The 17317-nt window shown below is 73.4% G+C and carries 19 protein-coding genes, 1 tRNA gene and 1 pseudogene; 10 read left to right on the forward strand and 11 right to left on the reverse strand.

Annotation, left to right across the window (positions count from 1 at the left end; genetic code table 11):
- Together HMPREF3159_RS01015 and HMPREF3159_RS01020 are read left to right on the forward strand one after the other, a co-directional pair.
- Nucleotides 1–285: HRDC domain-containing protein (locus HMPREF3159_RS01015; RefSeq protein ID WP_210388810.1), on the forward strand; the 285-nt coding region annotated here is incomplete at its 5' end.
- A gap of 57 nt (nt 286–342) precedes the next feature.
- The gene (locus tag HMPREF3159_RS01020) at nt 343–1482 is read left to right on the forward strand and encodes a hypothetical protein (RefSeq protein WP_070499176.1); all 1140 of its coding nucleotides are present in this window, start codon (nt 343–345) and stop codon (nt 1480–1482) included.
- Nucleotides 1483–1485: 3 nt separating this feature from the next.
- Here HMPREF3159_RS01020 and HMPREF3159_RS01025 read toward each other — a convergent pair whose 3' ends face one another.
- Nucleotides 1486–2679, reverse strand: coding sequence for a metallophosphoesterase family protein (locus HMPREF3159_RS01025; protein ID WP_070499177.1), 1194 nt, complete (start codon nt 2677–2679; stop codon nt 1486–1488).
- A gap of 120 nt (nt 2680–2799) precedes the next feature.
- Nucleotides 2800–4347 (reverse strand): annotated as a pseudogene (locus HMPREF3159_RS01030) (dipeptide ABC transporter ATP-binding protein); the annotation flags it as partial.
- A 15-nt stretch (nt 4348–4362) separates the two neighbouring features.
- Here HMPREF3159_RS01030 and HMPREF3159_RS01035 point away from each other — a divergent pair.
- Complete coding sequence (locus tag HMPREF3159_RS01035) at nt 4363–4857, forward strand: benzoate/H(+) symporter BenE family transporter (RefSeq protein WP_256374502.1); 495 nt, start codon at nt 4363–4365, stop codon at nt 4855–4857.
- A 4-nt stretch (nt 4858–4861) separates the two neighbouring features.
- Here HMPREF3159_RS01035 and HMPREF3159_RS01040 read toward each other — a convergent pair whose 3' ends face one another.
- The 3 genes from HMPREF3159_RS01040 to HMPREF3159_RS01050 are packed head-to-tail and all read right to left on the reverse strand — an operon-like array spanning nt 4862 to nt 7244.
- Nucleotides 4862–5236, reverse strand: a complete 375-nt coding sequence (locus tag HMPREF3159_RS01040; RefSeq protein WP_070499179.1) for a DoxX family protein — start codon at nt 5234–5236, stop codon at nt 4862–4864.
- A 54-nt stretch (nt 5237–5290) separates the two neighbouring features.
- Nucleotides 5291–6121 carry a uroporphyrinogen-III synthase gene (locus HMPREF3159_RS01045; protein ID WP_070499181.1) on the reverse strand — a complete coding sequence of 277 codons (831 nt, stop codon included), beginning with the start codon at nt 6119–6121 and terminating at the stop codon, nt 5291–5293.
- Nucleotides 6122–6137: 16 nt separating this feature from the next.
- Nucleotides 6138–7244: an NYN domain-containing protein gene (locus tag HMPREF3159_RS01050; RefSeq protein WP_070499183.1), complete on the reverse strand. Its 1107-nt coding sequence runs from the start codon at nt 7242–7244 to the stop codon at nt 6138–6140.
- Between the two features lie 535 nt (nt 7245–7779).
- Between HMPREF3159_RS01050 and HMPREF3159_RS17310 the strand changes: the two genes are divergently transcribed.
- Nucleotides 7780–9453: an HNH endonuclease signature motif containing protein gene (locus tag HMPREF3159_RS17310; RefSeq protein ID WP_070499184.1), complete on the forward strand. Its 1674-nt coding sequence runs from the start codon at nt 7780–7782 to the stop codon at nt 9451–9453.
- 76 nt (nt 9454–9529) lie between these two features.
- On the opposite strand, the gene HMPREF3159_RS01060 is transcribed toward HMPREF3159_RS17310, so the two are convergent.
- Both HMPREF3159_RS01060 and HMPREF3159_RS01065 read right to left on the reverse strand, forming a co-directional pair.
- A complete protein-coding gene (locus tag HMPREF3159_RS01060) occupies nt 9530–9874 on the reverse strand; it encodes a cupin domain-containing protein (RefSeq protein WP_070499186.1) in 345 nt (114 codons plus the stop codon).
- A gap of 87 nt (nt 9875–9961) precedes the next feature.
- Nucleotides 9962–10870, reverse strand: coding sequence for a LysR substrate-binding domain-containing protein (locus HMPREF3159_RS01065; RefSeq protein ID WP_070499187.1), 909 nt, complete (start codon nt 10868–10870; stop codon nt 9962–9964).
- Nucleotides 10871–10932: 62 nt separating this feature from the next.
- On the opposite strand from HMPREF3159_RS01065, the gene HMPREF3159_RS01070 reads away from it, so the two are divergent.
- From HMPREF3159_RS01070 to HMPREF3159_RS01095, 6 genes are read left to right on the forward strand one after another with little or no spacing between them, the layout of a single operon-like run.
- Nucleotides 10933–11994, forward strand: a complete 1062-nt coding sequence (locus HMPREF3159_RS01070) for a YeiH family protein (protein WP_070499188.1) — start codon at nt 10933–10935, stop codon at nt 11992–11994.
- A gap of 47 nt (nt 11995–12041) precedes the next feature.
- Nucleotides 12042–12440, forward strand: a complete 399-nt coding sequence (locus HMPREF3159_RS01075) for a TOBE domain-containing protein (protein ID WP_070499198.1) — start codon at nt 12042–12044, stop codon at nt 12438–12440.
- The gene (modA, locus tag HMPREF3159_RS01080) at nt 12437–13207 is read left to right on the forward strand and encodes a molybdate ABC transporter substrate-binding protein (protein ID WP_070499190.1); all 771 of its coding nucleotides are present in this window, start codon (nt 12437–12439) and stop codon (nt 13205–13207) included. The genes HMPREF3159_RS01075 and modA overlap by 4 nt, the downstream gene beginning before the upstream one ends.
- Nucleotides 13204–13974: an ABC transporter permease gene (locus HMPREF3159_RS01085; protein ID WP_141748014.1), complete on the forward strand. Its 771-nt coding sequence runs from the start codon at nt 13204–13206 to the stop codon at nt 13972–13974. Before modA ends, HMPREF3159_RS01085 begins: the two co-directional genes overlap by 4 nt.
- Entirely contained in the window at nt 13971–14978 is a 1008-nt protein-coding gene (locus tag HMPREF3159_RS01090) for a sulfate/molybdate ABC transporter ATP-binding protein (protein WP_070499191.1), read from the forward strand. The genes HMPREF3159_RS01085 and HMPREF3159_RS01090 overlap by 4 nt, the downstream gene beginning before the upstream one ends.
- Complete coding sequence (locus HMPREF3159_RS01095; RefSeq protein WP_070499193.1) at nt 14975–15589, forward strand: endonuclease III domain-containing protein; 615 nt, start codon at nt 14975–14977, stop codon at nt 15587–15589. Before HMPREF3159_RS01090 ends, HMPREF3159_RS01095 begins: the two co-directional genes overlap by 4 nt.
- Before the next feature lie 156 nt (nt 15590–15745).
- Here HMPREF3159_RS01095 and HMPREF3159_RS01100 read toward each other — a convergent pair.
- The 4 genes from HMPREF3159_RS01100 to HMPREF3159_RS01115 all read right to left on the reverse strand — a co-directional run.
- Nucleotides 15746–15818: transfer RNA gene (locus HMPREF3159_RS01100), tRNA-Ala, on the reverse strand.
- Between the two features lie 53 nt (nt 15819–15871).
- Complete coding sequence (locus tag HMPREF3159_RS01105; RefSeq protein ID WP_070499195.1) at nt 15872–16507, reverse strand: histidine phosphatase family protein; 636 nt, start codon at nt 16505–16507, stop codon at nt 15872–15874.
- Nucleotides 16504–16881 (reverse strand): ribosome silencing factor, encoded by a 378-nt coding sequence (gene rsfS, locus HMPREF3159_RS01110; protein WP_070499197.1) that lies wholly within the window; start codon nt 16879–16881, stop codon nt 16504–16506. The genes HMPREF3159_RS01105 and rsfS overlap by 4 nt, the downstream gene beginning before the upstream one ends.
- On the reverse strand, nt 16878–17317 hold a 440-nt coding region (locus HMPREF3159_RS01115; RefSeq protein WP_070499201.1), incomplete at its 5' end, for a hypothetical protein. The genes rsfS and HMPREF3159_RS01115, both read right to left, overlap by 4 nt.

Raw genomic sequence — 17317 nt, forward strand, 5'->3', positions numbered from 1 at the left:
CGCGGCGGCGGCCGACGCGCCGGCGGCGCCTCCCGCGCCGCCGAGACCCTCGAACCGGCCCAGCGGGAGCGCTTCGAGGCGCTGCGCGCCTGGCGCACCTCGGTCGCGAAGGAGAAGCAGATCCCGCCCTACATGGTCTTCTCCGACGCGACCCTGGTCGGGATCGTGGAGACGGCGCCGCAGTCCATCCAGCAGCTCGGCGCCGTCAGCGGCGTCGGCGCGAAGAAGCTCGCCGAGTACGGGGAGAGCGTCCTCGAGGCGCTCTCGGGCGCCGACGCCGGCTGAGCACCGCCCCGACTACCCTGCGGACACGCGTCCACGAACGACTCCGGGGGAACCACCATGACCGCACCGACGCCGCCCCAGGGCCCTGCCCAGGGAGGGCCGCAGGGCCCTCAGCACTTCACCCCGCCGCCGGCGGAGCCGGTCTCGCAGTCCTCCGCCCGCAAGAACCTGGTCATCGCCGGCGTGCTCGCCGGGGGCGGCTGCCTGCTGGTGATCCTGGTCGTGATCGCGCTGATCATTTACTTCGCAGTGCGCGGCGGCGACTCCGGGGGCGGCGGCGGGGAGACCGGCGCGGCGGACCTCCCCCCGCAGGAGCAGGCCACAGCGCTGGTGGCGGACTACTTCGATGCCCTGGCCGCAGGAGACGCGGCGACCGCCCTGGAGCTGAACCCGGTGAACGAGGACATGGGCGCCGCGCCGCTGCCCGTCGAGGCGTACACAGCCGCCCTCGAGGCCGCGCCGATCACCGGGGTCGAGCTCGGCACCCCGGTCATCGACGACGGTGGCCTCGCCGAGGGCGAGGTGCCGGTGACCTTCACGGTGGGTGACGAGACCGTCTCCGACACGTATCGCGTGCACGACTACGACGACGACGGCGTGATGGAGCTGACCGGCGGCCACACGATGACCCAGGTCCCGGACGGCCTCGACGGCCTGGGACTGACGGTCAACGGCGCCGAGGTGACCGCGGGCGAGCCCATCGCCCTGATGCCCGGCGGCTACGAGGTCGCCCTCGGGGCCGAGCACTTCGCGCTGACCTCGACCGATCCGTTGCTCGTCGGCGAGCTGGCCAGTTCCCTCGAGTGGCCGGAGGCGACGCTCACCGAGGAGGGGCAGACGGCCTTCCGCGGCGCGGTGGACGAGGCGGTGCAGGCCTGCCTGGAGCAGACCACCCTCGAGGCCGGCTGCGGGATGACCCCGGTGCCGACGACGAGCGATGACGGCTGGACCATGGTGGAGAACACCGTGGAGCGCACCATCTCCGAGGACACGCAGCGCACGATCGACACCATGGAGGCGACCCCCTCCTCCGACGAGCCGACCTACGTCGAGGGCACCTCAGTCGGTGCGGTCGAGACCACCATCGAGTGCACCAAGGACGGCCAGAAGGGCCGGTGCGAGATGTGGCTGGGCGGCGGCATGGGCATCCCGAACGTGGACATGGCCGATCCGGAGCTGCCCGTCACCTGGAGCTGAAGGTCAGCTCACCCCGCCCGGGAACTCGGCCGGCTCGCCCGGCTGGGTGCCGGCGGTGAGGTCGATGCCGTAGTCCGCCGCGTGGCGCAGCTCGGTCCCGGCGTAGATCCCCTCGACGCTCTCGTCGAGGCGGAACACGCGGGCGCCGCGCAGGCGGTGGTCCTCGGCGCCGCCGAGGCCGTAGGTGCCGAAGCCGGTGCCCGGCGCGTAGCCGAGCTGGATGCCGTAGTAGTCTGCGACATAGGTGTTGATGTGGTCGTGGCCGACGAACAGGCCCTTCACGTCTCCGCGCTGCAGCATCGCGGCGAACATGCCGGAGTTGAACGGGCCGGGGCACTCGTCCTCGTTGCGCTCCCCGACGATCGAGTGCTTCTGGACCGCGCGGGCGTGATCAGCCTCGGTGCGGGCGTCGACGCTCGCGAACCACGCGAAGCGGTGCTCCCACAGGGCGATGTGCTGGAAGACCAGCCCCGGGACGAGGCCGCGATTGCGCCGCTCGAGCGCGGCGGAGGTGGAGAGATACCACTGCACCTGGTCGGGGCGCAGCCAGTCCCAGTCGGGGTAGCCCTCGAAGTCCTGCCCGGCGATCTGCTCGGGGGCGTAGCGGCCGGAGTCAAGCAGCCACAGTGCGAAGGCCTCGCCCCTGTCGCGGCGGGGCCGGATCGTGAGGACCTGGTTGCCGGTGCCGGTGACGGCGGCGCCGGGGGTGTTGAGGTTGTGGGGGTACTGGCGCACGAAGTCGATGTACGCGCTCTCGTCGAGCCCCGTGACGGGGGTGGAGTCCTCGTCGTGGTTGCCGAAGGTCAGCGCCCATGGGATGCCGCGGTCCTCCATCGGCCGCACCACGTTGTTGATCGCCTGCTTCGCTTCGAGGGCGCTGGTGGGCGAGCCGTTGATGACGTCGCCGTTGATGAGCGCGAAGTCCGGCTGCACGTCGTCGAGCACCGCCTCCTGCAGCTGGATCGTGCGGCGGTCGGTGCGGGGTCCGTCCTGGGTGTCGTTGAACTGGACGACGGTGAAGGTGCCGTCCTCGCGGAAGCGGAGCCGGTTGCGCACGATGCCGTCCTTCCCTGAAGGGGCAGAGGGCGCGGCGCTCGCGGCGCCGGCCGCGCCGGCGGTGGCGAGGCCCGCCACCGCGGCGGCGGTGGACGTGCGCAGCAGGCCGCGCCGGGAGGGGGACAGGGGCGAGGGGGTCATGGGGTGCCTTGTCTCGGGGAGGGATGAGGGCTCTCCTACCGAACCCCGCCGGCATGACGTCCTTCCCCCGCCTCCGGGACGCGGGCCTGAACTCCGGGTGAACTCGCCCGGCCCGCCTCCTCAGCCCTCCTCGCGTCCGCTCCCCCATTCCTGCGCGTACGCCTCGCGCCGCCTCGCCTGCTCGGCCGGGTCCGGGACGGGCAGGGAGGCGATGAGGCGGCGTGTGTACGGGTGCTGGGGTCGCTGGAGCACGTCCGGTCCGTGCCCCTCCTCGACGAGCTCGCCGCGATAGAGCACCCCGATGCGGTGGGCGAGGGAGTCGACGACGGCGAGGTCGTGGCTGATGAACAGCGCCGCGAAGCCGAGCCGCTGCTGCAGCTCGCGGAACAGGTCCAGCACGGTCGCCTGCACGGAGACGTCCAGGGCGCTGGTCGGCTCGTCGGCGACGAGCAGCTCGGGGCCGAGGACGAGCGCGCGGGCGAGGGAGACCCGCTGGCGCTGCCCGCCGGAGAGCTCGTGGGGGTAGCGCCGTGCGTAGTCGCCCGGCAGCTCCACCGCCTCGAGCAGCTCGCGCACGCGGCGGCCGCGCTCGGCGGCGTCGAGCTGCTGCTCGTGGACGACGAGCGGCTCGGCGATGCACTGCTCGATCGTCAGGTGCGGGTTGAAGGAGGTGGCCGGGTCCTGGAAGACGAAGCCGATCCGCCGCCGCAGCGGGGTGAAGCTCCGCTCCCGCATCTCGCGCATCTCGTGCCCGAGCACGGCGAGGCTCCCACCGGTGGTGCGCTCGAGCCCCGCGATGGCGCGGCCGATGGTGGTCTTGCCGGAGCCGGACTCCCCCACCAGGCCGTACACCTCGCCGCGGCGGATGGTGAGGTCCACACCCTTGACGGCGCGGAAGGGGGCGCGGCCCAGCCGGCCCGGGTACTCGACGACCAGGTCGCGGGCGACGACGAGCGGCTCCGCCTCCTCGAGCGCCTGCTGCGCGGCGGGCTCGAGGGCGCTCCAGGCGGAGTCCCGGCCCAGGTGGGGCAGGGCGGCGAGCAGCTTCTGCGTGTACTCCTCGCGGGGGTCCGCGAAGAGCTCCGTCGCCGGGGCCCGCTCGACGACGCGGCCGTGGTGCATCACGGCGACGGAGTCGGCGAGATCCGCGACCACGCCCATGTTGTGGGTGATCAGGATGATCGAGGTGCCGAAGCTGTCGCGCACGTCGCGCAGCAGGTCGAGGATCTCGGCCTGGACGGTGACGTCGAGGGCGGTGGTGGGCTCGTCGGCGACGATCAGCTCGGCGCCGAGCGCGAGCGCCATCGCGATCATGATGCGCTGCTTCTGTCCGCCGGAGAACTCGTGCGGGTAGCGGTCGATGCGCTCGGCCGCGCCGGGGATCCCCACCGACTCGAGCGCCCGGACGGCCTCGGCGCGGATCTCCCTGCGGGAGATCCGCCCGCGATGGGCGCGCAGCCCCTCCCCGATCTGCCACCAGATCGGGAAGACGGGGTTCAGGGCGCTGGAGGGCTCCTGGAAGATCATCGAGACCTCTTCGCCGCGCAGGCGGCGCATCTGCGCGGCGGTCAGGCGCACGACGTCGGTGCCGGAGACCAGGACGGTGCCGTCGGCCTCCGCCGTCTCCGGCAGCAGCCCCAGCACCGAGCGGGCGGTGACGGACTTGCCGACGACGTGCCGGGCGTGGCGGTGATGCGGAGCCTCGGCTATGAGGTGCCGTGGCGGGCGTCGATGGTGACCACCGGTCTCGGCACGATGATTGGCGCGCCGCTCGGCGGGCACGGCGTGAACCTCGCGGCGATCACGGCCGCCCTCGCGGCCGGGCCGAAGGCCGGGGAGGATCGGCAGGGGCGCTGGATCGCCTCGACCGCCTCGGGCGTGGTGCTGATGCTGTGCGGTCTCGGCGCGACCGCCTTCGCGCAGCTGATCGCGCTCGCCCCGGAGGGTGTGATCCCGGCGGTGGCGGGGCTCGCGCTGCTGGGCACCTTCGTGGCCTCGCTGCGCTCCGCGCTCGCGGAGCCCGAGGAGCAGCTCCCCGCCGGGGTGACGGTGCTGATCGCCGCCTCGGGCATCGCGGTGGCGGGGATCAGCGCGGCGTTCTGGGCGCTGCTGGTCGGGCTCGCGCTGCGAGCGCTGCTGCGGGCGGGGCGCCGGACGGGCTCAGCTCACAGCGGGTAGGGGCTCACAGCGGGTAGGGGCCGAAGCGGGACCAGGCCACCACCACCGAGCCGAGCGCCAGGAGCATCGAGGGGAGCATGGCGCGGAACGGGTCGCCGCGCCGGGCGTGCACGAGCGCGGCGAAGACCATGGTGATCGCGAGTCCCGCGGCCGCCAGCGGCACCAGGATCGTGGCGATGCCGGCGAGGGCGGGGACGACGAGGCCGAGCGCGCCGAGGATCTCCAGGGCGCCGATCCCCCGGATGACGCCGTGGGGGAAGTCCTCGGCGTAGGGGGTCTTCTCGATCTGCTGCTCGCGGGGCGCGAGCAGCTTCATCGCGCCGCTGGCCACGAAGACCGCGGCGAGGGCGATGGCGAGGATCCACAGGAACATGTTCATCGGACGACCTCCTTGTGCCGGGCGCCCCAGTATTCCTCTCCCCGCCTCCTGCTGTCAGGAGAGTTCAGCGAAGTGCTGCACGACGGTGCGCACGAGGGAGCCCATCCTCGCCCGCTCCGCCTCCAGGACGGGCAGGTCACGGGCGGTCAGCGCCGCGGAGGTCACGGGGCCGACGCTCGCGAGCACCAGCTCGCCCGCCCGGGCGCGCTCCCTCACGGCATCGAGGCTCCCTGCCCGTGCGGCCGCATCGAGCCAGCCGGTCGCGCCGGGCGCGGAGGTGAACAGCACGGCGTCGGCCCCTCCGGCGCCGGCGAGCCGGGCCGCGCGGGTGAGCGCGGCGGGATCCGACGGCGGCCCCCAGCGGTAGACGGTCAGGCTGACCACCTCGGCGCCGTGCGCGGTGAGCAGCTCGTCGAGCCCGTCGTCGCCGGAGCCGTGGTGCTGGACGGCGATCCGCATACCGTCCACCCCCGTGCGCAGCAGCTCCTCGCCGAGCTCGGCCGCGGTCTCGGAGGCCGCGACGTAGACGCTGTCCAGCCCCGCCCCGCGCACCGCGCCGTGGGCCTTGGTGCCGCGGGAGTGGATGCGGGAGGCGCCGAGCGCGGCGCGGACGTCCTCGCCGAGCCCGGCGGCGTCGGCCGCCTCGAGCCAGCCGCGCATCCCGACGCCGGTGAGGACGACGGTCGCGTCCGGCGGCGCGGCGACCAGAGCTCGGGTGCGCTCGAGCAGCGTCTCGTCGTCGACGTGCGGGATCGTGGACATCGCGGCGGCGGGCACGACGCGGGCGCCGTGCCGTTCGAGGGCGGCGGCGAGCTCCTCGGAGCGCCGGTCCACTGCGGTGATGACGGTGCGTCCGGCCAGGGCGTCGGAGAGCAGTGTCGTCATGGCGCGTCGGTCCCCGTCAGTCCTTGGCGCGCACGAGGCGCTCGTGCCCGGTCTCCTCGAGCACGGCGATGTCGGAGTTCGCCTTGAGGAACTCGGAGAAGGAGCGGTGGCCGAGGGCCTTCTCGCTGAAGGAGGGGTCCATGCGGCGCATGTGGGACTTCACGGCCGAGCTGTGCAGCCATTCGCTGTCGCCGCGGCCGCCGAGCTGGAGGGCGCGCTCGAGCAGGCGGGTGGCCGACTCGCGGGGGTCCTCCTCGCCCTCGTCCTCGAGCGTGTCGTCGAGGCGGTCCTCGATCTCCTGCGAGGCGGTGCTCGCGCTGCTGTCGACGCCGCTGTGCCGACCGCGGCCGCCGCGGCGCGAGCCGGAGCCGCCACTGTTCTCGGTGCTCTCGGAGCCGGTGGAGCTCTCGGTGTTCTCGGTCCTCTCTGCGCCGTCGGTGCCGTCCGTGCTGTCGGCGCCGCCCTGGCCGCGCCGGCTGCGGGAGCGCGTGGTCCCGCGTCCCTCCTCGTCCCCGCCGCCGAGGCGCCGGGAGCGGGAGCGTGCGGGGGCGGAGGGCCGCTCGACGCCGGGGAGGTTCTCGTAGGACTCGAACTCGTCGCAGGCGGCGGCGAGGGACTTCGCGGTGGAGCCGGCGACGCCGAGCGCGAGCACGTAGCGGCCGAGGCGGCGGCAGCGCTGGGCGAGGGGGACGTAGTCGGAGTCCCCGGCGACGATCACGACGTGGGTGAGGTCGGGCAGGAGGTAGAGGTCCTCGACGGTGTCGACGGCGAGGCGGATGTCAGCGCCGTTCTTGGCGTAGGCCGCGGCGGGGAACAGCTGGACGAGGTCGACGGCGCGGGCCACGAGCTGGCTGCGGTAGACGGCGTTGACCGGCGAGGACCAGTCCGCGTAGGCGCGGGTGAGGGTGAGGGACCCGAAGGAGGCGGCGAAGTCGATCACGGCGCCGACGTCGACGGTCGCCCTCGCGAGCCGCTCGGCGATCTCGGGCTCGGTGGGGTCCTCCGCGATGCGCTGGCGGTCGCGGCTGTACGCCTGCCGTCCGTGCACCCGGTCGTACCAGGACATGACGATGTTGTCGAAATCGAGATAGACCGCGACGCGGGGATCCTGTGGGTCAGCCATGCCCCCAGTCTGCCTGGTCGTGGAGAGGACGCGCGAACTGTGTGGTGCGGTGTGGGTGCGCCGCGGCGGGTGGACGACGGGAGGACACGAGAACGGAGGGCGGGAGGATGCGCGAGCGGGGGCCGTTGCGCGCGACCCGACGATGGGCCGCGCAAGATCGCGTGACACCTTCCCGCGCTACTCGACAACTATTCCCCGAAAGAGTTCGAATGCATTTTACAATCGAACCTCGAGAGCGATTCCGCCTAATACACGCTGAAGGAACAACAAGAAGACTCGATCCACACCCCCACACGACACGCCCTACACCCCACCCCCGACGGACGACGTACTCCCAGCTCAGAATGTGGATGGCGCCCCCGATCCCGCTCCCCCGCGCGCGACCTCCCCTCCCCACACCTCACTTGTCCACACCCCGCGCACACCATTCTGTGGATACCCCCGGGAAACATCCGAAACTCATCCACACACCTTTCTTCTGTCACACCGACGCCGTAGTCTCGAGATATTCCAAGCCGTCGGAGGAGGTGGGGACATGAGCAGCGCGACGAGCACACCGGCGAGCGCCGGCGACGACGACACCCACCGCGCCGATGTCGACCGCTCCGCCCTCGACTCGGCGGCCCTCGACCCGGTCGCCCTCGCCTTCCTCGACTCCCTCCCCTCACGTCTGCGCGTCGTCCGTGCCCGCGCGTCGCGCACGCGGGAGGACCTCCCCGCACGCTCCGGCTGCGAGGAGGACGTACGGCTCGGCGAGGCGGCCCAGCGGGTCTGGGACGCCGAGACGGCGAGCGCCCGCGCCCTGGCCGCGCGCCTCCGCGCCCTCACCGCGCTGATCGAGTCCGAGGGCGGGGACTGCGCGGACGACGTGGACACCCTCCGCGCCGCGATGGCGCTGCGGGTGACTAACGGCGCCGCGCACCGAGAGCTCCTGGCGGCGCACCGCGCGGTGGACCAGCTGCCGCGCACGCTCGCACGCCTGGAGGCGGGTGCGCTGCCCAGCTGGTGGTTCCAGAAGGTACTGCGCGAGTCGGAGGATCTCGGCGACGACTCCCGGAGGCTGCTGGACGCGGCGCTCACCGCCTGGCCCGCCGATATCCCCGTCGAGCGCTTCCTCACCCTGCTGCGTGCGCTGGTGCGGCTGCTCGCCGAGCGCGAGCAGGACCCGTCAGCTCCGGAGGAGGCTCTGCCGCGCGAGGTCGAGCTCGCCCCTGACAGGCGCGCCGGGACCGGAGCGGCGTCGCTGCGCGGCCCGATCCCCGAGGTCCTCGCGTTCTGGAAGCGCCTGGACGAGACCGCGCACGCGATCCAGGCCGCACAGCGTCACGCCCTGCGGGAGGGGACCGAGATCCCCTATGACCTAGACGGCATCGCGAGCGCGACCCAGCGCCCCGTGCCGCTCGACCGGCTCCGCTACGACCTGATGCTGAACGCCGAGTTCGACACCGACGGCGTGCGCGTGCCCGCACCGCGCTTCCGCCTGAACGTCACCGTGCCGGTGTTCACCCTGCTGGGCCTCTCCGACGCCCCCGGCATGCTCGAGGGCACGATCCCGCTCCCTCCTGCGGTCGCGCGGGAGATCGCGGGCGGCGAGAGCGTCTGGTATCGGATCCTCACCGATGCGTGCACGGGCGCCTTCCTGCCACTGCCCCCGGACCGCTATCCGCCGACACAGGCCATGCTCGAGCATCTCCGCCTGCGCAGCTCGACCTGTGCGGTCCCCGGCTGCACACGACCGGTCTCCTGGGCCTCCGAGGCCGACCACATCGAGGAGTTCGTCCACGCCGCCCCCGTTCGAGGTGGTCGCACCGAGCTCGAGAACCTCCACCTGCTGTGCTGGCAGCACCATCAGGCGAAGACCGCCGGCGATCTCGACCCGACCAGGCTCCCCGTCCCGGTCAGCGCGCCGCAGCCCGGTGAGGGACGCGGCCCGGGACGCACCCGCTGGCGGATCGGCACCCGCGGCGAGCAGGTCATCACGGCCGACGACATCGACCTCGGCACACGACTCGCCGTCGAGGACCTCGACCGCGCCTGGCGGGCCTTCGTCGAACGACGAACGCCGCCACCATCACCACCACCGCCGACGTCACCGCCGCCGTCACCGCCGAGATCGCCGATTCCGAAGGGGCCTCCCGCCCCGAGCGAGCCGGCTGCGCGAGGTGAGGAGCCCGGCAGTTCTCCCTACAAGGATCCGCCACCCTTCTGACCTGCTCCGTCACGTCGAACAGCGCCACGCGCCGCTGCTGCGTCACGTCCGGACGCGGGTGTCCGCTGCATCGCGCTCAGTCTCGCGGCCCCTGGATCGTCAGCGACCGGCGGCGCCGGTGCACGGTGAGGTACTCCAGTCCGTCCTCCCCCGCCCGGAACCCGCGCACCGTGCGGCGGGGCAGCAGCGCGACGTCCCCGGCGCGCATCGGCTCCTCGCCGTCCTCCGTCGTGAGCACGCCCTCGCCGCGCACCACGTGAACGAGCGTGTCCACCTCGGCGCCGATGTGGGCGGGGATCTCCTCCCCCGCGGGCACTCGGATCAGGTTGGAGTCCAGCTCGCGCTCGGGCACGGCGATGGACCAGACGGCGCCGCGGCGCGGCCGCTCGGGCTGCTCCGCGGTGTTGGTGAGGATCGGCATGTCGCACCCTTCCTGCTCTCGATGTCGCCTCCGAACCTACCCCGGCCGCGCCCTCGGGCCGGGCGGCGGGCGCGCTGCGCGGTGCGATCACCGGAGCGGCGGCGTGGCTGCTGTCGCGACGGCGACGAGATCCGCTGCCGCGCCGCTGAGCCGGCGGGGCCCGTTCCACACCGCGGTCAGCGGGCGGCGCAGACGGGAGCCCGCCAACGGCACCCGCAGCAGCTGCCCGCTCTCGAGCCCGGAGCGGACGGCGAGCATGCTGAGCACCGCGGGCCCTGCGCCCGAGGCGACGGCGATGCGGACGGCGGCGTTGCTGCCGAGCTCCTGGACGGGCGGGGTCCCGCCCGCCGCGGGGACCAGCTCCTCGAAGGCGTCGCGCGTGCCGGACCCTCCCTCGCGCACCACGAGCGGGGTCGAGGCGAGCTCGTCGAGCTCGAGCGGCCCCTCGCGCAGCGCCCAGGGATGCTCCGGGGCGACGACCACCACGAGCTCGTCCTCGCGCAGCGTCAACGTGTGCACGTCCCGCGGGAGACGGGGCGTCTCGACGAAGCCGAGCCGCAGGTGCCCGTCGTGCACCCCGGCGAGGACCTGGGTGGAGTTGAGCACCTCGAGGTCGACCCGGGTGCGCGGGCTGCGGCGGCGCAGCTCGGCCAGCCAGGCGGGCATCAGGTGCTCCGCGATCGTCATCGACACCCCCACGCGCAGCTCCTGCACGTCCTCCTCGCGGCTGTGCCGCAGCCAGTCGGAGAACTGTTCGGCCGCCTCGAGCAGCTGCCGTGCCTGTGCCGCGTACAGCAGCCCAGCGGAGGTGGGACGGGAGCCTCGCGGGTCGCGCTCGAGCAGGGCGGTGCCCGCCTGCGCCTCGAGCTGGGCGATCATCCGGCTCGCATTGGGCTGATGGATCCCGGTGCGCCGGGCGCCGGCGCCGAGCCCGCCCTCGTCCACCACGGCCACCAACAGAGCGAGGGCCGACAGGTTCGGCAACGAGGATAGCATATCAGAACTATATGCCCTGCTGGTGAACTGCCGACTACCGGCAGGTCAGAGGCGGTGGAACCGTGGACCTCATGCCCTCCACCCCCTCACGCACCCTCCCCTCCGGCACCGCCCCCTCGACATCGACGCCCTCGACGCCTCCGAACCCCTCGATCCTGCCGGGCCTCGCGCTCGCCCTCGGCGTCGCGATCGTCTCGATGCTCGTCGCACCGCTGCTGCCGGGGATCAGCGCCCTGGTCCTCGCGCTCGTCGTCGGCGTGGTGCTCGCGAACGTCGTCCCGCTCCCCCGGGCCGCGGCGCCGGGTCTCGCGATCGCCTCGAAGAAGCTGCTGCGCGCCGGGATCGTGCTGCTGGGACTGCAGGTCGCGCTCGGCGACCTGGCCTCCCTCGGCATCGGGATGCTGCTGGTCGTGGTCGTGGTGGTGGGGGTCGGGATCCTCGGGACCGTGCTGCTGGGCCGGCTCGTCGGCGTCGGCCGCCACCTCACCGTGCTGATCGCCTGCGGGTTCTCGATCTGCGGCGCGGCGGCGGTCGCGGCGGCCGCGGGCGTCACGGATCCGGACGACGAGCGCGAAGAGGACACCGTCACGGCCGTGGCGCTGGTGGTGCTGTGCGGTTCGCTGATGATCGTGCTGGTGCCCGCGGCCGCCGCGCTGATGGGCCTGCACGGCGAGACCGCCGGCCTCTGGGCGGGCGCCTCCGTCCACGAGGTCGCCCAGGTCGTCGCCGCGGGGGGCGCTATCGGCGGGGGCGCGGCGCTCACCGTCGCCGTGGTCGTGAAGCTCGCCCGCGTGCTGATGCTCGCGCCGGTGATGGCGGTGATGTCGATGCAGCAGCGCCGGCACGGCGCGAAGGACGGCAAGCAGCCGCCGCTGGTGCAGCTGTCCGTGGTCGGCTTCCTCGCCATGGTGCTCGTGCGCTCCTTCGTGCCGCTCCCGGAGCCGGTGCTCGAGGCAGGGTCGCTGCTTCAGACCCTCCTGCTCGCCGCGGCGATGTTCGCGCTCGGCACCGGGGTGAGGATCTCGCTGCTGAAGCAGGTGGGACCGCGCCCCTTCCTCCTCGCCGCGCTCTCGACCGTGCTCGTCGCCTCGGTCGCGCTCGGCGGGGTGCTGCTCGTCGCCTGAGGACTTCCGTTTCATGCACCCGCATCTGCGCCGCTATGGTGGTCCTCATGACGCAGATGCGGGTACGCGATGCCGCCACCTTCCTCGGGGTGAGCGAGGACACCGTGCGACGGTGGATCGAGAAGGGGAGCCTCGAGGCGTCCCACGACGCGAGCGGCCGGAAGGTGCTCGAGGGGGTCGAGGTCGCGCGCCTCGCCCGGGAGCTGGCGGTGACGCCCGAGCTGCACGGCGCGACCGCCTCCTCCGCCCGGAACCGCTTCACGGGCCTGGTCACCCGGGTCGTGATGGACACCGTGATGGCGCAGGTCGAGCTGCAGTGCGGTCCGTTCCGCGTCGTCTCGCTGATGAGCAGCGAGGCCGCCCGGGAGCTCGGGCTGGAGCCCGGCAAGGTCGCCAGCGCCGTCGTGAAGGCCACGCAGGTCGTGATCGAGGCGGAGCCGTCATGAAGACCCTGCTCCGCTCCGCGGCCGCCTCCGCGGCGATCGCGCTGACCGCCGCCGCCTGCGGCTCCGGCGGTGCCGCCGAGGACCCGGCCGCCGCACCGGCCACCCTCCACGTCTTCGCCGCCGCGTCCCTGCAGGAGCCCTTCGAGGAGCTCGGCGAGCAGTTCGAGTCCGAGCACGAGGATGTCACGGTCGAGTTCAGCTTCGCCGGCTCCTCCACGCTGGTCGAGCAGATCCAGCAGGGCGCCCCGGCCGACGTCTTCGCCTCCGCGGACACGAGGAACATGGGCAAGCTCACCGACGCCGGCCTCGACGCGGCGGATCCCGTCGACTTCACCACGAACACGCTGAGGATCGCGGTGCCGGCCGGGAACCCCGCGGGAGTCACGGATCTCGCCTCCCTCACCGGCGACCTGAACCTCGTCGTCTGCGCGCCGGAGGTGCCGTGCGGCGCGGCGACCGAGACGGTGGAGGAGGCGGCGGGACTCGAGTTCGCCCCCGTCAGCGAGGAGCAGTCCGTCACGGACGTGCTGAACAAGGTCACCAGCGGCGAGGCCGACGCGGGCCTGGTCTACGTCACGGATGTGGAGAAGGCCGGCGATGCCGTCGAGGGGATCGACTTCCCCGAGGCGCAGGAGGCCGTGAACACCTACCCCATCACCACCGTCGACGGCTCGGCGAACCCGGAGCTGGGCCAGGAGTTCGTCGACCTCGTCACTGGCGAGGAGGGCCAGAAGGTCCTCGCCGGATACGGCTTCGGCGGCGCATGAGGACCCTCCCCCGCTGGATCCTGCTGCCGGCCGGGCTCGGCGCGCTGCTGGTCGTCCTGCCGCTCGCGGCGATGGCGCTCCGGGTCGAGTGGAGCGACTTCTGGGCCCTGATCACCTCGGAGTCCTCGCTCGCGGCGCTGCGGCTGAGCCTGCAGACCTCGCTGACCAGCGCCGCGGCGTGCGTGCTGCTCGGCGTGCCGATGGCGCTGCTGCTCGCCCGCACGGACGGCCGCGGCATGCCGCTGCTCCGCTCCCTGGTGCTGATCCCGCTGGTGCTGCCGCCGGTGGTCGGGGGCATCGCGCTGCTGTACACCTTCGGGCGGCAGGGCCTGCTGGGTCGGCATCTGGAGCTGCTCGGGGTGCAGATCGCCTTCTCGACCACCGCGGTGGTGCTCGCGCAGACCTTCGTGGCCCTGCCCTTCCTGGTGCTCAGCCTGGAGGGGGCGCTGCGCACGGCCGGCACCCGCTACGAGCGGGCCGCCGCCTCCCTCGGGGCGCGCCCCTCCCGCGTCCTCACCCACGTCACGCTGCCGCTGGTGCTGCCCGCCCTGCTGTCGGGCACCGTGCTCTCCTTCGCCCGTGCGCTCGGCGAGTTCGGCGCGACGATCACCTTCGCCGGCTCCCTGCAGGGCACCACCCGCACCCTTCCGCTGGAGATCTACCTGCAGCGCGAGAGCGATCCGGAGGCAGCGGTGGCGCTCTCCTGCGTGCTGATGCTCGTCGCGATCGTCGTGATCGCTCTCGCACACCGGAGGCGGAGCGCATGAGCCTGGTGCTGCGCGCCGCCGTCGCCGAGCGCGACGTCGAGCTCGACCTCGAGGTCGGACACGGCGAGACCCTCGCCGTCGTCGGCCCGAACGGCGCGGGGAAGTCGACCGCGCTGTCGCTGATCTCCGGGGACCTGCGCCCCAGCTCCGGCTCGGTCTCCCTCGACGGCCGGATCCTGGCCGACGACCGGACCTGGGTGCCGCCGCACGACCGCCGCGTCACCACCCTGAGCCAGGACCCGGTGCTCTTCCCGCACCTCTCGGCGCTCGGGAACGTGATGTTCCCGCTGCGGGCCCAGGGCGTCCCGAGCCGGGAGGCGCGTCGACGGGCCGAGGTGCATCTCGAGCAGATGGGTGTCGCCGAACTCGCCGCCCGCCGCCCCGCCCAGCTCTCCGGCGGTCAGGCTCAGAGGGTCGCGATCGCCCGGGCGCTCGCGGCGGATCCCCGGCTGCTGCTGCTGGACGAGCCGATGGCGGCGCTGGACGTCGACGTCGCGCCTGCGCTGCGCGAGCAGCTGCGCGGATTCCTCGCCGATCGCACGGCGATCGTCGTCACTCACGACGTGCTCGACGCGCTCTCGCTCGCTGATCGCGTCGTGGTTCTCGAGCAGGGCCGGGAGGTCGACGCGGGGCCGACGTCCGAGGTCCTCGCCCGGCCGCGCTCGGCCTTCGCGGCGCGGCTGGCGGGGCTGAACCTCGTCGCGGGCCGATGGGACGGGCACCGGATCGAGCTCGACAGCGGCGGCCGCCTCGCTGCACAGAGCCCTCTCAGCTCCGGCACCGCGGTGCTCGTCGCCTTCCGTCCCGCCGCGGTGCGCCTCGCCGAGCAGGGGCTCCCCCGCACCGTCCGCTCCCTGACCCCGCACGGCGACCTGGTCCGGGTGCGCACCGAGGACCTCGCCGCGGACCTGGCCCCGCAGGACGCCGCCACCCGGCGTCTCGCCCCCGGCATGGCGGTGCATCTCGCGGTCGCCCCTGAGGACGTGACAACCTACCTCGCATGATCGACCTGCGCGCCCTGCACCGCGAGCTGCTCGCCCGCCACGGCCCGCTGGGCTGGTGGTGGCCCGGCGAGGAGCCCTTCGAGATCGCGCTCGGGGCGGTGCTGGTCCAGCGCTCCCGCTGGGAGCAGGCGGCGCAGGCCCTCGACGCGCTCACCGCCGCCGGACTGCGGGAGCCCGCCCGGCTCGCGTCGGCCGACGAGGACCACGTGCGGGAGCTGGTCCGTCCGGCCGGCTTCCCGCGCACGAAGCCCCGCCGTGTGACCGCGCTCGCCACCTGGTGGGCAGACCGCGCCGAGGCCGCCGACGGGCTGGACGACACCGCCCTGCGCCGAGAGCTCCTCTCCGTCGAGGGCGTCGGCGAGGAGACGGCCGATGCGATCTCGCTGTACTGCTTCTCCCGGCCCGCCTTTCTCTGTGACGAGTACGCGCGGCGGGTCCTGCGCGAGCGCGGCGCCGAGGTCCCGGGCACATACCGGGCCTTCGCCCGTGCGCTCGTCCCAGCGCTCGAGGAGGCGGCCTTCACCGTGCCGGAGCTGGCGGAGCTGCACGGCCTGATCGTCGAGGAGGGGAAGCTCGGAGCGCGTCCAGCAGCTCCCGCACCGCGGCGTTGAACGCGTCCGGATCCTGGGGCGCAGATCTCCGACGCGCGGCCGAGCCCCTGCGCGCGATCCTGCGCCAACCGGTGCGCTGAGCCTCTCGGCACAGCAGAAGGGCCCCGGCTCTGCCGGGGCCCTTCTGACGAGTCACTGTCTCACGAGATTCTCGAGTGGAGCTAAGGGGATTCGAACCCCTGACCTCTTCCATGCCATGGAAGCGCGCTACCAACTGCGCCATAGCCCCGTATCGGGTGCCGCCCCATCAGGCGACTCGTCGAGAATACCCCGCTTCCCCGCTCAGGTGAAATCGGGAGGCAGGTTGTGTGACAGCAACCTCATCAGGCCCTCCGTCGGCTCCGCATGGAGCGGCTCGAGCACCGAGCGGTGGCAGTTCTCGAGCCCGGCGATGCCGCGGAATCCGCGCATGTCCAGACCCAGCAGGGCGGTGATCCCGAGCGTGATCGCCGCGCCGTGGGCGACGACCATGACGGTCCTCTCGGGGTTCTCCTCGAGCAGGCGGCGACAGCCGGCGGCGACGCGCTCGCCCACCTCGGGGCGGTCCTCGATGTCGAGGCCCGTGATCAGCCGATGGGCGCGCCAATCGGCGTGCTCGGAGGGCCAGCGGCTGCGGATGTCCTCCCCGCGCAGACCCTCCCACCGCCCGAAGCTGCGCTCGAGGAAGGCCTCGTCGGTGGTGACCTGGAGCCCGCAGGCGCGCGCGATCGCCCCGGCGGTGTCGCGGGCGCGCGACAGCGGCGAGGAGACGATGACGTCGGGCGGGGAGGCGGCGACGGTGCGGGCGAGCGTCTCGGCCTGGTGACGGCCGTTCTCGTTCAGGGGGATGTCGACCTGTCCCTGCAGGCGGCCCTCCCGGTTGTGCTCGGTCTGGCCGTGGCGCACGAGGACGAGCCGGGTGCGATGGGCGGGCCTCACTCGGAGCGGCCCTCGTCGATCCGGAGGTCGAGCACGGGGGCGTCGCGCCACAGCCGCTCGAGGGCGTAGAAGGCGCGGTCCTCGGCGTGCTGGACGTGAACGACGATGTCGCCGTAGTCCAGCAGAACCCAGCGCGCGTCACGCTCGCCCTCGCGGCGCAGCGGCTTGCGGCGGCGCTCGGTCAGCAGCGCCTCCTCCACTCCGTCGACGATCGCGGAGACCTGGCGCTCGGAGTCCCCGCTGCACACCAGGAAGACGTCGGTGATGACCACCAGCTCCGAGACGTCCAGGCCGATGACCTCCTCGGCGAGCTTGTCGGCGGCGGCCTGGCCGGCCACGCGGGCGAGGTCGAGGGATTCTTCGGGAGCGGTCACGCTGCGGGGTCCTCCAGGACGAGGTGGGCGGGAGTCGTATCGAGCAGGGCGGTGGCGGAGGCCGAGGCCTCCGACGGCGAGAGCACGCCGGTCAGCAGCAGGGCGACCAGCGCGATCAGCGCGAGGGCGATCAGCACCCACACCAGCCACAGCAGGCGGCGGCCGCCCGCGCTCTCGGGGCGGTGGAGCACCTTGCCGTCGAAGCGCGGTGCGGGGCGCGGATCGGGCGCGTCGGTGACGGAGAGCTCGCCGAGCTCGACGCCGTCGCTGTCGCGGACGATCTCCGCCTCCGCGGCGCGGGGCGCGGGGGCGCCGACGGGCTCCGGGGCGGGCTGGTCGCTGAGCTCGATGATGCGGGCGCGGCGGCCGAACTTGCGCAGGGCGGGCACGGGTGCGTCGGCGTCGGGCGGGGGCACGGCGCCGCGGCGTCCCGGGG

Source organism: Brachybacterium sp. HMSC06H03, from assembly GCF_001807385.1.
GTDB lineage: Bacteria > Actinomycetota > Actinomycetes > Actinomycetales > Dermabacteraceae > Brachybacterium > Brachybacterium conglomeratum.

What these genes read in the sequence shown, in the direction of transcription:
- HMPREF3159_RS01020 (WP_070499176.1), top strand. Translation starts at nt 343, where the DNA reads ATGACCGCACCGACGCCGCCCCAGGGCCCTGCCCAGGGAGGGCCGCAG.
- HMPREF3159_RS01025 (WP_070499177.1), bottom strand. Translation starts at nt 2,679, where the DNA reads ATGACCCCCTCGCCCCTGTCCCCCTCCCGGCGCGGCCTGCTGCGCACG.
- HMPREF3159_RS01040 (WP_070499179.1), bottom strand. Translation starts at nt 5,236, where the DNA reads ATGAACATGTTCCTGTGGATCCTCGCCATCGCCCTCGCCGCGGTCTTC.
- HMPREF3159_RS01045 (WP_070499181.1), bottom strand. Translation starts at nt 6,121, where the DNA reads ATGACGACACTGCTCTCCGACGCCCTGGCCGGACGCACCGTCATCACC.
- HMPREF3159_RS01050 (WP_070499183.1), bottom strand. Translation starts at nt 7,244, where the DNA reads ATGGCTGACCCACAGGATCCCCGCGTCGCGGTCTATCTCGATTTCGAC.
- HMPREF3159_RS17310 (WP_070499184.1), top strand. Translation starts at nt 7,780, where the DNA reads ATGAGCAGCGCGACGAGCACACCGGCGAGCGCCGGCGACGACGACACC.
- HMPREF3159_RS01060 (WP_070499186.1), bottom strand. Translation starts at nt 9,874, where the DNA reads ATGCCGATCCTCACCAACACCGCGGAGCAGCCCGAGCGGCCGCGCCGC.
- HMPREF3159_RS01065 (WP_070499187.1), bottom strand. Translation starts at nt 10,870, where the DNA reads ATGCTATCCTCGTTGCCGAACCTGTCGGCCCTCGCTCTGTTGGTGGCC.
- HMPREF3159_RS01075 (WP_070499198.1), top strand. Translation starts at nt 12,042, where the DNA reads ATGACGCAGATGCGGGTACGCGATGCCGCCACCTTCCTCGGGGTGAGC.
- modA (WP_070499190.1), top strand. Translation starts at nt 12,437, where the DNA reads ATGAAGACCCTGCTCCGCTCCGCGGCCGCCTCCGCGGCGATCGCGCTG.
- HMPREF3159_RS01085 (WP_141748014.1), top strand. Translation starts at nt 13,204, where the DNA reads ATGAGGACCCTCCCCCGCTGGATCCTGCTGCCGGCCGGGCTCGGCGCG.
- HMPREF3159_RS01090 (WP_070499191.1), top strand. Translation starts at nt 13,971, where the DNA reads ATGAGCCTGGTGCTGCGCGCCGCCGTCGCCGAGCGCGACGTCGAGCTC.
- HMPREF3159_RS01095 (WP_070499193.1), top strand. Translation starts at nt 14,975, where the DNA reads ATGATCGACCTGCGCGCCCTGCACCGCGAGCTGCTCGCCCGCCACGGC.